The organism is Nonomuraea sp. NPDC001636 (assembly GCF_040298265.1).
Lineage (GTDB): Bacteria > Actinomycetota > Actinomycetes > Streptosporangiales > Streptosporangiaceae > Nonomuraea.
Window position 1 is genome coordinate 115,171 of the sequence record NZ_JBEOZT010000023.1, and the last position, 13,966, is coordinate 129,136.

A 13,966-nucleotide genomic window follows, 5' to 3' on the forward strand; every position below is an offset into this window, starting at 1 on the left:
TCCGGCGGCGGGCCGATCTCCGGCCGGCAGGCATCTCATCGCGTTCCAGCTTCTCCACAGGAGACTTCCATGACCGTCATCGACACCGCCCCACTCGGCGAGGCGAGCGCCTCGGCGCCGACCATCGTGCACCTGGCAGGGGACATCGACATCTTCACCACGGCTCAGCTGCGCAGGCGGCTGATCAACACTCTCGCCCACAGCACCGACCTGCTCGTCCTGGACCTGTCCCAGGTGACCTTCTGCGGCGCCGGCGGGCTGGGCGTGCTGGTCGGCGCTCAAGGCCGGGCCCGGTCACTGGGCATCACGCTCGCCCTGACCGGCGTTCCGCCGCGCATGGCCCGGCTGCTGCACATCACCGGCCTGGGCCACCGATTCCCGATCATCGCATGACCGGCATACCACTCACCTTCGAGCTCACCCCGGCCGGCTATGACGGCAGTTCGCCGTTCCCTCGGCCTGCGACACCGGCGCGGGCCGGTATCACCCCGGTGACACTGACCGCCGCAATCGTGATCGCGCCGTTCCTCGCGCTTGGCGCCGGCATCTGGCTGGCGTGGGGAGTCGGTGTCAGTCTCACCGACCTGCTCCTGGCCGTCGTCTTCTACGTCGTGACCGGGCTGGGGGTGACGGTCGGCTTCCACCGCCTGCTGACCCACCGCTCCTTCACCGCCCGTCCGTGGCTCCGCGCCGTCCTGGCCGTGGCCGGGTCGATGAGCTTCCAGGGCAACCTGATCGACTGGGTGGCCGTCCACCGCCGCCACCACGCCTTCACCGACCGGCCCGGCGACCCGCACTCCCCCTACCGGTACGGCACCGGTCTCGGCGGACGACTGCGCGGCCTGGCCCACGCTCACCTGGGCTGGCTGTTCTCCAGCGAACCCACCTCGGCCACGACGTATGCTCCCGATCTGCTGCGCAACGACCCGGCCATGCTGCGGATCTCCCGCGCCTACCCCGCCTTGTGCGCCGCCTCCCTCCTCCTGCCGTTCGCGGCGGGCTGGGCGATCAGCGGCAGCCTCTACGGCGGGCTGACCGCGTTCATCTGGGCGGGCCTGATCCGTATCGCCCTGCTGCAGCACGTGACCTGGAGCGTCAACTCCCTGTGCCACATGATCGGTGAGCGGCCGCACAAAGCCCGCCGTCATGACCGCGCCACCGACCTGTGGCCGCTGGCCCTGCTGTCCTTCGGAGAAAGCTGGCACAACGGCCACCACAGTGAGCCCAGTTGCGCCCGGCACGGCCGCAGCGGCCGCCAGATCGATCCCTCAGCCGCACTCATCAGCCTGTTCGAACGCCTGAACTGGGCCAGCGATGTGCACTGGCAGCCCCCCGACGTCCTCGGCCACCATCGCACGGTGGCCGGCAAGCACACGCTGCGCACCAGCGCCCCGCGCCAGGGCGGAACCAAGAGGCGTTAGCCCTGGTCAGCACGCTGGGGGAGAAGCTCGTACAGCTGGGAAGAGGAACTAGTGCAAGGGGAAGGGCCTCCAGGGAAGGCATCGCGGTGACCGGTGATGGCGAGCAGCTGCTGGGCGGCTTGCTGAGCGCCAGCCAACTCTCCTCGCTGGAGGATCTGCCAGGCCTGGTCGCCGAGTACGGGCGGTCGGCGGGCTTCTCCCAGACCATGGTCTACGTGGCCGACCTGCAGCAGCAGGTGCTGGTCCCGCTGACCGGGCAGCGTGACGTGTTCGGCGAACCGCTCGAACCGATCCGGATCGACGCCACCATGGCAGGACGTGCCTTCCGCAATATGGAGATCGTCGAGGCCCGGCACGTGCTGGATCCCGCCGCGCCCGAGACCGCGCCGACGTCGCCGGCGGGTGATGGGCCGCAGCGCCTGTGGGTGCCGTTGCTGAGCGACACCGAGCGGGTTGGCGTCCTGGGAGTGACCGTGGCGCAGGGGTCGGAGAGCGTGGGGTTGCTGGCCGGCCGGCTGGCCTCGCTCGTCTCGCTGCTGGTGATCAGCAAACGCCCGCACAGCGACTCCTATGCGCGCCTGGTACGCGCTCGGCCGATGACGCTGTCGGCCGAGGTGTTGTGGAACCTGCTCCCACCGCGAGCCTTCGCCGATGACAACGTGGTGGTCAGCGCCGCGCTGGAACCTGCCTACGAGGTGGGCGGCGACGCCTACGACTACGCGATCGACAGCGGCACACTGCGCGTGTCGATCTTCGACGCGATGGGACACGACACCGCGGCCGGCCTGACCGCCACCATCGCCATGGGGGCCGGTCGCACCAGCCGCCGCCAAGGCAAGGACCTGCCCGCGACGAGCGAGGCGATCGACGCGGCGATCGACGAGCAGTTCATCGACCGCTTCGCCACAGGCGTCCTGGCCGATCTGGACCTGCGGACTGGTTGGCTGAGCTGGGTCAACCGAGGGCACCATCCGCCCTTGGTGATCCGCAAAAGCCAGCAGGTCGCGACCCTGGACAGCGTGCCCGATCCGCCGATGGGCATCTGCCTGGGCCTGTCCACCGGATTGCTGCGCTACCAGTTGGAACCCGGGGACCGGCTGCTCTTCTACACCGACGGCGTCATCGAGGCTGAGAGCCCGGACGGGCAACCCTTCGGGCTGGAGCGCTTCATCGACTTCATCGTCCGTCACGAGGCCGACGGCACCTCCGCCCCGGAAACACTCCGCCGGCTGATCCACAGCATCCTGCAGCACCAGCACGGCCGGCTCCAAGACGACGCCACCGTGCTGATGGTCGAGTGGCGCACCGGGCGGCAACAGCAACTCGTCCTGGGAAAGATCGCGGTGCCGGGACCGTAGGACGCAACAGCATGGGCGCCGAGCCGGCTGCACGCCGACGACCAGGTGGCCAGGTCGACATCGGTGAGGCCGACGTCCTTCAGGAGCGGGTCGTACGGATCGGGCCGGCGGTGCAGGCCGTCGGCGGCCTACCAGGGTCACATGCCGCCGCCCGAGCAAGCCATCTGGTCACCAGTCTGTCCGTGCCCGCCTGAAGCCTCTAGAAGCGATAGTGCTGGATGGCGGTGCCCTTGCGGGAGATGGAGGTGCTCCAGGCCGTCAGGAAGCTGGCCAGGCGGGTCGTCCACGGGTAGTCGGCGACCTCGGGCTCGCGGCCCAGCAGGATCTCGCGTACCAGCTTCAGGCGGGGTTCCAGGCGCTCGATGTCCTGCGGGGTGTCGAAGCCGGGAGACCTCAGGAAGGGGACGACGGACTGGGTGCCGGCGTACTTCCTGGCCGCCCAGACATGGAACCTCGTGTAGCCGTTGAAGCAGATCTCCCCTGTGGGGAAGTGGCGGATGAGGCGGTCGAGGAGCGTGGCCAGTTCCTCCTTGGACAGGAACCCGATCAGGCCGTCGGCGACGATCACGGCGGGGCGGTCGGCGGGGATTTCGCTGATCCATCGGGGGTCGTTGAGGTCGGAGCCGATGATGTGGAGGTGGGGACGCTCGGGGAGCAGTAATTGCCTGGTCTTGGCCACGCCGGGCAGGTCGACGTCGTACCAGTCGACGGTGGCGGGCGGGTCGACGCGGTAGACACGGGTGTCAAGTCCGGCGCCCAGGTCGAGCCCGACGGCGTCGGGATTCTTGACGATGAACTGCCGCACGATGTTGTCCATGACCAGGGAGCGGTGCGCGATGCCCACGACGGGGCTGGCGGAGAGCTTGAACTGCCCGGCGTCGTAGTCGAGCTTCTTGACGATGTCGAATGCGGTCTTGTCGTGCAGGATCGAGTGTTTGGCCTGGTAGTCGAGCGCTTTGCCGGCCAGGGTCAGCCAGAGCGTGTTCTCCAGCGGCGTGAGGTCGGGGAGGGTGATGGCCATCGTGTCAGTCCTCTTCCTGTGGTGAGTCGTCGAGGGCGGCCCGGGCCGCGTTGAGGGCGGCGTCGTCGGTGAACAGCCCGTGGGTGTAGAGCTCCAGCGTGGGCAGCGCGAGGCGGCGCAGCACGTCGGGCCCGAACTGCTCGTGGCCCAGTGCCCGCGCCAGGGGTGGCGGCATGGTCAGCGTGGCCACGCTGTTGAGTACGGTCAGCACCGCCAGCGCCCGCACGTCCGAGGACGGCCGCATCGAGCCGTCGGCGATCCCGGCCCGCAGGACCTGCTCCGACTCCGCCACCAGCGTGTCGACGAACGTGCCCGCGGCAGGGGTGTCCTCCTCGATCGCGCGCAGCATGTACTGCACCTGGAGGCGGTATTCCTCCGGGTTGGACAGGTATTCACGAAAGAGGTCCTGCATGCCGCTCGGGCCGGCGTTGTCGGCCCGCTGGACCAGGATGCGCAGGACGTGGTCGTCGCAGACGCTCCGGAGCTTTTCCTTGCTGCCGAAGTGGTGGATGACCAGGCCGGGGCTCACTCCGGCGGTGGCCGCGACGGCGCGCAGGTTGGTCTTGGCGAAGCCGTCACGGGCGAAGTGCGCGATGGCCGCGTTGCGGATCTTGGCCTGGGCGGTCAGGTCCGACGATGCTGAACACATGTTTAGTAGACTAAACAGATGTTCAATGCCTGGCAAGTCGAGGGCAGGCCCGTGATCAAGGGCCTGTAGCGCTTCATGACTCGTCGAGTGGTGTTTGATCTGCGGCTTTGACCTCCAGCCACAACAACCATCGCCCGCACCAGTCCCGCCAGGCGGATCAGACAGCCTCGTCGCTGCGGCTGCTGGTGGCTGCCGGCGCGTCTTCGCCGGACGGCGGTTCGGTGGCCAGGGCGGCGGGTTCGAGCCAGTCGAGCTGTTCGGCCAAGTGGCGGGCGGTGTCTATGACGCCGGCGATGTGCGGGGAGGGGTTGGCGTCGTGCCACAGCAGGGACCAGGGGTAGTACGTGGTGGGGTCGGTCAGGGGGCGCCAAGTGGTGCCGGGCCGGTTGGAGGAGCGGAAGGAGGAAGGGACGCAGTGCACGCAGCGGTGCTGGAGTACGAGGTCGGCGGCAGCCCGGGAGCTCTCGACGGTGCCGTCGTAGAGAGTGGGCTCGAACCCGGCCGAGCGGCACAGCGCGAGGACGAACTGGTTGAGCTCCGGCGTCTGCGATTCCTCGCCGAGCAGGAGCAGTTCGTCGGCGAGGGCGGCGACGGGTACGCCGTCGAGGACGGCGAAGCGGTGGTCGTCGGGGACCAGCACGCCGAGGGGATCGAGCCTGATGAGTTTGGAGGTCATCTCGGCCGCCAGCACCGGCCCCGATGCCCCAGGCGACTAGCGATCTTTGGTCGCGGCTTTCTGTAGTTCACGACGCCCGGGAAGGCGAACTTGGGCGGCGTAGCCGTCGGCGCCCAAGTAGCGACAGACTTCGATCTATTCGTTGGTCTGCTCGGCCGGCACCGCGTCGACCAGCCGGATGATCGAGGCCCGGTCCGTGTGGATCCGTTTGGCAGCTCGTCCTGAGTCTTTGCTCTCGCCTGGTTGTCGGCGGGTGATGTCGGTGTTGTCCTGCCCTTAATGGCGATCAAGAAAGGACGGGACAATGAGACACCGCCAGGATCGCATCGTGGTGTACAAGCGATGTGGATGCGTCGATGCGCGTACGAGTAGGCAGCTGGGCGGAAGCTGCGTGCGGCTGGAGGAGGACGGGCACGGTAGCTGGTACTTCGCAGTCCAGGTAGGTGGCCCGGCCGGGCGTCGCGAGCGGCTCCGGCGTGGCGGGTTCACCACTGCCGAACAGGCTTACCGCGCGGGTGGTGAGGTGATCGCCGCCGATCGGGACGGCGGGCTGGGGGCAGGATATACGGTGGCGCGATGGCTGCGCTGCTGGCTACAGGCTCAGCAGGGACTGCGGCCCAGCACCCGCGAAGGCTACGCCGATCACGTACGCCTGCATCTGATCCCGTACTTGGGCCGGATCGAGCTGGCCCAGCTCACAACCCTAGACCTCAGCCGCATGTTCGCCGCCCTCGCCGGACGGCGCACCCGCTACGGCAAGTCGATCGCGCCCTCCACCCTGCACCGGATCCGGGCAACGCTGCGTGCGGCATTGAACGCCGCAGTGCGTGAGGGCCTGATCGCCTCCAACCCGGCACGCTTGATCCGGCTACCCGCGCCCTCCCGGCCGTATCCGCAGGTGTGGACCGACCGGCGGGTGGCCGCCTGGCGGCGCGAGGACGAACACCCGACGGTAGCGGTGTGGACTGCCGACCAACTAGCCGAATTCCTGGCCTTCGCCCGACGCGATCGGCTGTACACGTTGTGGCAGCTGATCGCGCTGCGCGGGCTACGCCGCGGAGAGGCAGCCGGGCTACGCTGGATCGACCTGGATCTGGACCGGCGAGAACTCGCGGTCAACCGGCAACTGGTGCACACCGACGCCGGCCTGATCGCCTGCCCGCCGAAAAGCGCCGCCAGCCAGCGGATCATCGCCCTGGACCCGCAGACGGTTCGCCTGCTATGCCGTCACGAGCAGATCGAGCGGCGGCGACTGGGCGACGCTTGGCGGGAAACAGGCCCGATCTTCACGCGGGTGGACGGATCTCCCCTACGACCGGACTATCTCACCGTCCGGTTCCGAAACCTTGTCCGCGCGAGCGGCCTGCCACCGATCCGGCTGCACGACCTGCGCCACGGCACCGCCACCCTCGCCTTGGCCTGCGGCACCGACCTGCGGGTCGTGCAGGGCACGCTCGGACACGGCAGCATCGTGGTGACCTCCGACATCTACACCTCGGTGCTGCCAGAGGTGTATCACCGCTCAGCCCAGGCGATCGCGCGGCTGGTGCTGGGCAAGGCGCGCAGGACCGGCCGCAAACTCCGGAAGGCGGCCTGACCAAGTGACCCAGGTGTGACCCACATGTGTCTCACGATCAGCAAGAAACTTTCCCATAAGGGAAGGAACCGCAGGTGGGGGTGGTAGGGCGCCCGGGGCTCGAACCCGGAACCTACGGATTAAAAGTCCGCAGCTCTGCCAATTGAGCTAACGCCCCTCGCACGAGCAAGGGTACAGAGATTACCGCCCCGCCCGCGACGCCTCCATCACCGGTAAGCGGGCAGCCCCGTCAGAGCCTCCCCCAGCACCAGTGTGTGAATCTCCTGGGTCCCCTCGTACGTCAGCACAGACTCCAGATTGTTCATGTGCCTGATCACAGGGTACTCCAGGGTGATCCCGTTTCCCCCCAGGACGGAACGGGCCTGCCGGGCGATGTCCAGGGCGGCCCGTACGTTGGCCAGCTTGCCGAAGCTGATCTGCCGGGGCTCCAGGCGTCCCTCGTCCTTCAGTGCGCCCAGGTGCAGGGCCGTGAGCTGGGCCTGGGCGGCGCCGACGTACATCCAGGCCAGTTTCTCCTGGGTGAGCTGGAACGCGCCGATCGGCTTGTCGAACTGGACGCGGGTCTTCGCGTAGTCGACCGCCGACTCCAGGCAGGCGCGGGCGGCCCCGACGACCCCCCAAAGGATGCCGAAGCGGGCCTCGGACAGGCACGACAGCGGCCCCTTGAGTCCGGTGACGCCGGGCAGCACGGCGGAGGCGGGCAGGCGGACGTCGTCGAAGTACAGGGACGAGGTGACCGAGGCCCTCAGGGACAGCTTCTTGTGGATCTCAGGGGCGGAGAAGCCCGGCGTGGAGGTGGGGACGACGAAGCCGCGGACGCCCTCGTCCGTCTGCGCCCACACCACGGCGACGTCGGCGATCGAGCCGTTGGTGATCCACATCTTGGAGCCGTTGAGCACCCAGTCGGAGCCGTCGCGCTTGGCGTACGTGCGCATGTTGGCGGGGTCGGACCCGTGGTCCGGCTCGGTCAGGCCGAAGCAGCCGATCGCCGTGCCGGCCGCCATGCGCGGGAGCCATTCCTCCTTCTGCTCGTCGGAGCCGTACCGCCAGATGGGGAACATCGCCAGCGAGCCCTGCACCGACACGAACGAGCGCAGGCCCGAGTCGCCCGCCTCCAGCTCGCGGCAGGCCACGCCGTAGGAGGTCGCGTCGGTGCCGGCGCACCCGTACCCCTCCAGGTGCATGCCCAGCAGGCCGAGCGAGCCGAGCTCCGGCGCGAGCTCGCGCGCGGGGAAGACGGCCTCCTCGAACCAGTCGCCCACGTGCGGAAGGACGCGGTCGGAGACGAACGACCTGACCGTGTCGCGGATCAGCCGCTGGTCGCCGTTGAGGCGGTCGTCGAGGCGCAGCAGATCGTCCATGGCGGGTCCTCTCCTCGCGTAAGGGGTTACCAGGGTTCTACCAGGGACAATCCTGATGTGCTAACACCGGCCCCAGGGGCAGTCTTGAGACATGAACGAATACAGCGAGCACAACGTCAAGAAGCTCCGTCGCACCAACAAGGGCCGGATGATCGCGGGCGTCTGCTCGGGCATCGGTGAGTACGTCGGCATCGACGCGAACCTGATCAGGGTCGGCCTCGCCATCGCCACCCTGTTCGGCGGGGCCGGCGTCGGCCTGTACGCGATCGGCTGGCTCCTGCTGCCGGACGAGGAGCGGGACACCTCGATCGTCCAGGACCTGATCAGCAAGCAGCAGCAGCAGCGCAACGCCACCGACTGGACCGGCGAGCACAAGCCGCAGCAGTGATCAGGCCGGCGCCTGGGCGGGCAGCTCCTGGGCATCACGGTCGTCCCGGGACTCGGTCCACATCAGGGCGAGCACGGCCGCCGCGATCACTCCGGTGATGCCGGAGAGCGCGACCACCAGCTCAGGACCGAGTCTCTCCGCCGCGAACCCGCCGACCAGGATCCCGATCCCCTGCACGGCCATCAACCCCGAGTGCACCAGCCCGAACGCCTGGCCGCGCCGCTCCGGCGGCACGTTCTGGACGAAGGCCGCGTTCGCCGCGAGCTGGTACGCCCCACCGATCCCCGACAGAACCCACGCGGCCAGCACCACCGCGAGCGGCGGCCGGAGCGCCGTCACGGCCAGGGGCGCGCAGCTCAGCATGGCCATCCACCCCATCAGCCGCAGCCGCCGCGCCGGGGTCACGAACCTGCTGAACAGGAACGCGCCCACCACCGTGCCCGTCGGCATCGCGGCCATCAGCAGACCGGTGATCACGGGCACCGGCAACGACCCTGTGGCGAGTTCGGCGGCATAGGGCACGGCGATGCCCTCAGGAAGGATGTAGAAGCCGCACAACCACGCGAACAGGACAAGCGTTCGCAGCCTGCGCGAGCCGAAGACGAGCTGGGCTCCCGCCCTGGTCATCGCCCACATCGACGGCTTGGCGCCGTCCTGGCGGGCGGCCGGCCGCGGACGGACCCCGGAGACCAGGATCAGGGCCGAGGCGAGGAACGTGGCCGCGTCGAGCGCGAGCGCCCGGTAGGGGCCCAGGGTGGCGATCATCGCTCCGCCGGCAGCGAAACCCAGCATCTGTACGGCCTGGTTCGTCATGTTCTGCAACGCCGAGCCGACGACGTACCGGTCGCCTTCGAGCACCTCGGGCAGCAGCGCCGCGCGCGCCGCCGAGAACGGGGCGCTGAGCAGCACCACGAAGAACACCAGCACGCACAACGCCCAGAACGGCGTCACCGGCAGTGCCATCACGCCGACCAGCACCGCCCGGACGACGTCGCAGGTCATCATGACGCCCCGGCGCGCGAACCGGTCGGCCAGCCCCGCCAGCAGCGGCCCGCCGACGATCGACGGAAGGTACGTCAGCGCGTAGACGGCCGCGGTGGCCAGCGGCGACCCGGTGCGGGAGTAGACGAGGACGGCGAGCGCCACCTGGGCGAGCTGGTCGCCGAGGAGGGAGAGGCCCTGGCCGTACCAGAGTGCCCGGAACTCCCGGATGGCGATGACCTCGCCGTAGGTGGCCTGGTCTGTCTCGGCACGGCGATGCCGTCCCGGCGGCCTACCTGCCTGCATGGCCCCCATTGGACTCCGCTGCGCCTGACTGACCGTGTTCGCTATGTGACCTAAGGTGCCCGATCATGAGGCAAGGCGCAACCCAAAGAAGTCAACGAGCTGCAAAGGGTCACCAGCCCAGTTCGTGAAGCCTGTCATCACTGATCCCGAAATGGTGTCCCACCTCATGGACAACGGTGATGCGCACCTCGTTAACGACTTCCTCTTCTGTCTTGCATATCTGACATATGGGATTGCGGTAGATCTCGATCCGGTCGGGCAGGACACCTGAGTACCAGTCGCCGCGCTCCGTGAGGGGGACACCGGTGTACAGGCCGAGCAGGTGGGGCTCTGGCGGATCATCGACGACCGTGACGACGACGTTGCTCATGACGCGGGTGAGCTCGGCGGGGATCGTGTCCAAAGCCTCGGCCACGAGTTCCTCGAACTTCTCCCGCGAAACCTCGATCACGCATGCCATTCTGCCCTGCCAGTCAGGTATGCAAGAAACTGTATGAAGTTCGTTGACAGGTCGAAAGCAGTCATTCGGTCACGCGCAACGAGGGCCGTGGCGGTGCTCCTGGTGGCCGCCGCCGGCGCCTGGCTGGGCATCTTCCTGAGCGGCACCGTGCACGCCCAGGTCGGCCCCGTCGAGACGGGCATGTCGCTCAGACCCGCCTTGAACGGCGAGACGGTCGTCGACGCCAGCCCCCTCGGCACGCTGACCTTCCGCACCCACGACGCCCCGCTCAGGCTCCGCATCACCCTGGAGAACATCGACCAGGAGCGCGCCAAGGCGCTCATCGAGGACCCCAAGCTGGCCGACCGCCTGCCGGGCCTCATCGAGAGCGACCTCCTGGACGGTGTGCGCGCCCTGGCGATCCGCAGCATGCTCTGTGCCGGGGCGGGGGCCCTGATCGCCGTCCTGATGGTCTACAGGCGCCCCAGAACGGCTCTGGTGGGGCTTCTGGCGGCCTCTGTGGGCCTCGCGGCCACCGGGGCGCTGGCCGCCCTCACGTTCCGTCCCAGCTCGCTCGTGGAGCCGCGCTACTCCGGTCTGGTCGCCGCGGCGCCGTCGCTGGTGGGCAGCGCGGAGTCGATCGTGACGAAGTTCGAGTCGTACCGGTCGCAGCTCACCAAGCTCGTCACGAACGTCTCGAAGCTGTACGACACCGTCTCGACCCTGCCGCTCTACGACGCCGACCCCAATTCCATCCGGGTCCTGCACGTCTCGGACATCCACATCAACCCCATCGCCTGGAACGTCATCCGCTCGCTCAAGGACCAGTTCGCCGTCGACATGATCATCGACACCGGCGACATCTCGGACCACGGGACCAAACCGGAGAACAAGTTCGTCGACGAGATCAGCCGCCTCGGCGTGCCGTACGTGTACGTACGGGGCAACCACGACTCGATGATCACTCAGCGGGCGGTCGAGAGGCAGAAGAACGCCGTGGTCCTGGACGACCGGGTGGAGAAGGTCGCCGGCCTGCGCATCTACGGCCTGGGCGATCCCCGGTTCACCCCCGACAAATCGGTGTCCGTCGACTCCGACCCGGACGCGCTCAAGCAATTCGCCCGCTCGCACCTGCCCAATGTGGACAAGGCGGACCTGGTGGCCGTCCATGACCCCGTCGTCGGCCGCGGCTTCAGCGGCGCCGCGCCCATGATCCTCGCAGGGCACACGCATGACCGGTCGACGTCCATGCTGCCGTCCGGCTCCCGCATGCTCGTCCAGGGCTCGACCGGCGGTGCCGGCCTGCGGGCGCTCGAACACGCCCAGCCCACGCCCGTACAGGCCTCGGTCCTGTACTTCGACCGGGAGACACGCCGCCTGCGTGCCTGGGACGACATCACGCTGGGCGGGCTGGGGGAGCAGTCGGTGTACATCCAGCGTCACGTGGAGGCCGACCCACAACGTATGATTTCTCCGGAGCCAACGAACGCCCCGTCTCCAACGGGAACGATCACTGGCACCGCGTCACCGACCGCCGGTCAGCCACTTTGGCATCAAGGGCAATCGTCCCCTATGCTTCAGAGGTCTCCGACGGAAGGCGACAGGGAATCCTGAGCCCCCATCGTCTAGCGGCCTAGGACACCGCCCTTTCAAGGCGGCGGCACGGGTTCGAATCCCGTTGGGGGCACTTGCGAGTGTTTGGCGCACCGCGAACCGGCTGGTCGAAAGGCCACCGGAGAGCTGGTAAGCTAAGCAAGCGCAAACAGAAAGAAACGCAAGTAACGCAAGGTCCTGTAGAGCAGTTTGGAGTGCTCGCCACCCTGTCAAGGTGGAGGTCGCGGGTTCAAGTCCCGTCAGGACCGCTCTGGGTCAGGTAGCTCAGTTGGTACGAGCGTCCGCCTGAAAAGCGGAAGGTCGGCAGTTCGACCCTGCCCCTGACCACCAGCTTTGAACAGCAAAAAGCCCCGAAGCGATTATCGCTCCGGGGCATTTTTGTGTCTGTGACAGTAACGTCGCCGCCTCTGCTGATCCAGTCCATGGCAGGCTGATCCTCGTGTGGTTACTTCCTTGGCCTGTGGCAAGAGATCCGGATCACGGAACGGTGTTACCCAAGGCGCTTCGGGCCGTTCGCGCCGTCGACACCGCCACCATGATCGAGTTGTTGCGTGAGGACTCAGACTCGACCAAGCCGCAGGCCTTCGAGCTTCTGGCTGCTCACCTTGCTCCGGGAGGAACCCACTATGTGATTCCTTGGCCACGTAGGTCGTGGGAGGTGCCCGCTGAGGGCTGCATCTCTGCGGCCATGGTGCTGAGGATGAACGACGGTGCGCTCATCAAGAGCGGGCTCCACATGCCTGTCCCCGTACGACGTTTCCAGCAGCTGCCCAAGACGCTGGCACGGTGGGAGGAGTATCGGACAGCGCGGCGTGCGAGAGGCATCAGGCGGGACTTCGGTGTGTGGTCCCGTGATCATCGGCATGACCACAGCTGCAAGCACCCGCACTGCGTCGAGAAACGTGCGGGCCACTGCTCCTGCTTCACGTTTCTCGACGACATGCGGACAGCGCGTGACCGTCCCGTCGGATTGGAACGTGGGTCGGCACAGGAGGCCATAAGGCTCTTGATGGCCAACGGGTTCATTGAGATCCGAGCCGCCAGCCACCTTGTCGAGCGCGCGTTGGCTGCTGGAGAACCGGATACGGCCCTGAGGCATCTGAAGCAGATGCGCATGATTGCGAGCCTGTGTCACAACCTTCCGCAGGATCTCTCTCCCAAGAGGTTCCGGATTCGTGAGCGGAGAGCGATCGAGAGCCTCCGATTCCACTTGGGGGAGCTTGATCCTGAGGATCGTGCTGCTCAGTGGGTCGTGGGGCGGTTGGAAGCCCAGGGATTCGACTACGCTCGTGTGCTCCGAGATCGGATCAAATGGAAGCACGCCCGGTAACGGCGTCACCGAGCGAGCGTGCGCCGTGCATGCCGTGAAAGAGATCGCACAACGCGTCGTCGAAGGCGCACAGGGCAGCACGGGTCCGCTCCAAGACTCGGGCGACATGGGGTCGCGTCGTCTTGGGTGTCAACTGGACTCCTCGTGGGTGCGACAACGCCATCACTCGGAAATGCGTTCGCCCAGGCTAACGCTGGCAGGCTTACAGCACGATCTTGCTAACGGCTGCCCGGGACGATCGTGGACAGCCGTGGGTGACCTCGAAGCGTCCGGTAAGCAAGGGGACGGCCTCAGAAGGCGCGTTTGTCTTCGACATGGATGACGGTTAGATGTTGCCCGTCTTGGCCGCGCTTGCTGCGGCCGAAGAGGCCGACCGTGAGGTCGTCGTGGTTCTTCAATTCGCTGGGATCGACGTAGGTGAGGATGTCTGGGTGGTGGCCGGTTACGGCCCAGCCGGGTACGTCGTCCAGGTCGATGGTGTTGAAGTCTCCGGCCGGTGTGCCAGCGCGAACGGGACCGTACTCCCTCAGGAGGGAGGTCGCCTGCTGCGCGAGATCCTCCGCTGGATCCATCAAGATCACGCAGGTTCCATGGGCGAACAGTACCCAGGACTTGGCAGGGTCCAGCAGACGACGCCAGATCTCGATCGTGGCCGTTTGGTTCATGCGGGGCAGCGTAGTGGTCGACGACGACAGGCCCCGGACACGGTGATCCACGCCAAGTCCACATGTGTCTGCCGAACCGAAGGGCTTCCACCGAATGTCCACGCGAGGTGGCGAGCTTGTCGACGACAACGGTGACGACAACATCGGCCACCACGAGCGC

The 13,966-nt window shown here is 67.5% G+C and carries 13 protein-coding genes and 4 tRNA genes; 9 read left to right on the forward strand and 8 right to left on the reverse strand.

What is annotated here, in order from left to right; genetic code table 11:
- The first annotated feature begins 69 nt into the window (after positions 1 to 69).
- The 3 genes from ABT158_RS35070 (at position 70) to ABT158_RS35080 (ending at position 2,779) form a co-directional block, all read left to right on the forward strand.
- A complete protein-coding gene (locus ABT158_RS35070; protein WP_352360947.1) occupies positions 70 to 393 on the forward strand; it encodes an STAS domain-containing protein in 324 nt (107 codons plus the stop codon).
- Positions 390 to 1,421, forward strand: coding sequence for an acyl-CoA desaturase (locus ABT158_RS35075; protein ID WP_352360949.1), 1,032 nt, complete (start codon positions 390 to 392; stop codon positions 1,419 to 1,421). The genes ABT158_RS35070 and ABT158_RS35075 overlap by 4 nt, the downstream gene beginning before the upstream one ends.
- Before the next feature lie 86 nt (positions 1,422 to 1,507).
- On the forward strand, positions 1,508 to 2,779 hold the full coding sequence (locus ABT158_RS35080; RefSeq protein ID WP_352360951.1) for a PP2C family protein-serine/threonine phosphatase: 1,272 nt from the start codon (positions 1,508 to 1,510) through the stop codon (positions 2,777 to 2,779).
- A 199-nt stretch (positions 2,780 to 2,978) separates the two neighbouring features.
- On the opposite strand, the gene ABT158_RS35085 is transcribed toward ABT158_RS35080, so the two are convergent.
- From ABT158_RS35085 to ABT158_RS35095, 3 genes are all read right to left on the reverse strand, one after another.
- Complete coding sequence (locus ABT158_RS35085) at positions 2,979 to 3,800, reverse strand: class I SAM-dependent methyltransferase (RefSeq protein WP_352360953.1); 822 nt, start codon at positions 3,798 to 3,800, stop codon at positions 2,979 to 2,981.
- A gap of 4 nt (positions 3,801 to 3,804) precedes the next feature.
- Entirely contained in the window at positions 3,805 to 4,449 is a 645-nt protein-coding gene (locus tag ABT158_RS35090; protein ID WP_352360955.1) for a TetR/AcrR family transcriptional regulator, read from the reverse strand.
- A gap of 157 nt (positions 4,450 to 4,606) precedes the next feature.
- Entirely contained in the window at positions 4,607 to 5,140 is a 534-nt protein-coding gene (locus ABT158_RS35095) for a LysR substrate-binding domain-containing protein (RefSeq protein WP_352360957.1), read from the reverse strand.
- Between the two features lie 376 nt (positions 5,141 to 5,516).
- Here ABT158_RS35095 and ABT158_RS35100 point away from each other — a divergent pair, with 376 nt between their 5' ends.
- Positions 5,517 to 6,722 carry a site-specific integrase gene (locus tag ABT158_RS35100; protein ID WP_352360959.1) on the forward strand — a complete coding sequence of 402 codons (1,206 nt, stop codon included), beginning with the start codon at positions 5,517 to 5,519 and terminating at the stop codon, positions 6,720 to 6,722.
- 81 nt (positions 6,723 to 6,803) lie between these two features.
- Here the strand turns inward: ABT158_RS35100 and ABT158_RS35105 are convergent.
- Positions 6,804 to 6,879, reverse strand: a tRNA-Lys gene (locus ABT158_RS35105).
- A 49-nt stretch (positions 6,880 to 6,928) separates the two neighbouring features.
- Positions 6,929 to 8,083, reverse strand: coding sequence for an acyl-CoA dehydrogenase family protein (locus ABT158_RS35110; RefSeq protein WP_352360961.1), 1,155 nt, complete (start codon positions 8,081 to 8,083; stop codon positions 6,929 to 6,931).
- Between the two features lie 91 nt (positions 8,084 to 8,174).
- On the opposite strand from ABT158_RS35110, the gene ABT158_RS35115 reads away from it, so the two are divergent.
- The gene (locus ABT158_RS35115; RefSeq protein ID WP_352360963.1) at positions 8,175 to 8,471 is read left to right on the forward strand and encodes a PspC domain-containing protein; all 297 of its coding nucleotides are present in this window, start codon (positions 8,175 to 8,177) and stop codon (positions 8,469 to 8,471) included.
- Here ABT158_RS35115 and ABT158_RS35120 read toward each other — a convergent pair whose 3' ends face one another.
- Complete coding sequence (locus tag ABT158_RS35120; protein WP_352360965.1) at positions 8,472 to 9,758, reverse strand: MFS transporter; 1,287 nt, start codon at positions 9,756 to 9,758, stop codon at positions 8,472 to 8,474. It abuts the gene before it with no gap.
- Positions 9,759 to 9,867: 109 nt separating this feature from the next.
- Positions 9,868 to 10,218, reverse strand: a complete 351-nt coding sequence (locus ABT158_RS35125) for a metallopeptidase family protein (RefSeq protein ID WP_387681579.1) — start codon at positions 10,216 to 10,218, stop codon at positions 9,868 to 9,870.
- An 87-nt stretch (positions 10,219 to 10,305) separates the two neighbouring features.
- On the opposite strand from ABT158_RS35125, the gene ABT158_RS35130 reads away from it, so the two are divergent.
- From ABT158_RS35130 to ABT158_RS35145, 4 genes are all read left to right on the forward strand, one after another.
- Positions 10,306 to 11,811, forward strand: coding sequence for a metallophosphoesterase family protein (locus tag ABT158_RS35130; RefSeq protein ID WP_352360969.1), 1,506 nt, complete (start codon positions 10,306 to 10,308; stop codon positions 11,809 to 11,811).
- Positions 11,812 to 11,884 (forward strand) — tRNA-Glu (locus ABT158_RS35135).
- A gap of 100 nt (positions 11,885 to 11,984) precedes the next feature.
- Positions 11,985 to 12,059 (forward strand) — tRNA-Asp (locus ABT158_RS35140).
- Positions 12,060 to 12,064: 5 nt separating this feature from the next.
- A tRNA-Phe gene (locus ABT158_RS35145) sits at positions 12,065 to 12,141 on the forward strand.
- Between the two features lie 1,290 nt (positions 12,142 to 13,431).
- On the opposite strand, the gene ABT158_RS35150 is transcribed toward ABT158_RS35145, so the two are convergent.
- Positions 13,432 to 13,806, reverse strand: coding sequence for a hypothetical protein (locus ABT158_RS35150; RefSeq protein WP_352360971.1), 375 nt, complete (start codon positions 13,804 to 13,806; stop codon positions 13,432 to 13,434).
- Between the last annotated feature and the right edge of the window lie 160 nt (positions 13,807 to 13,966).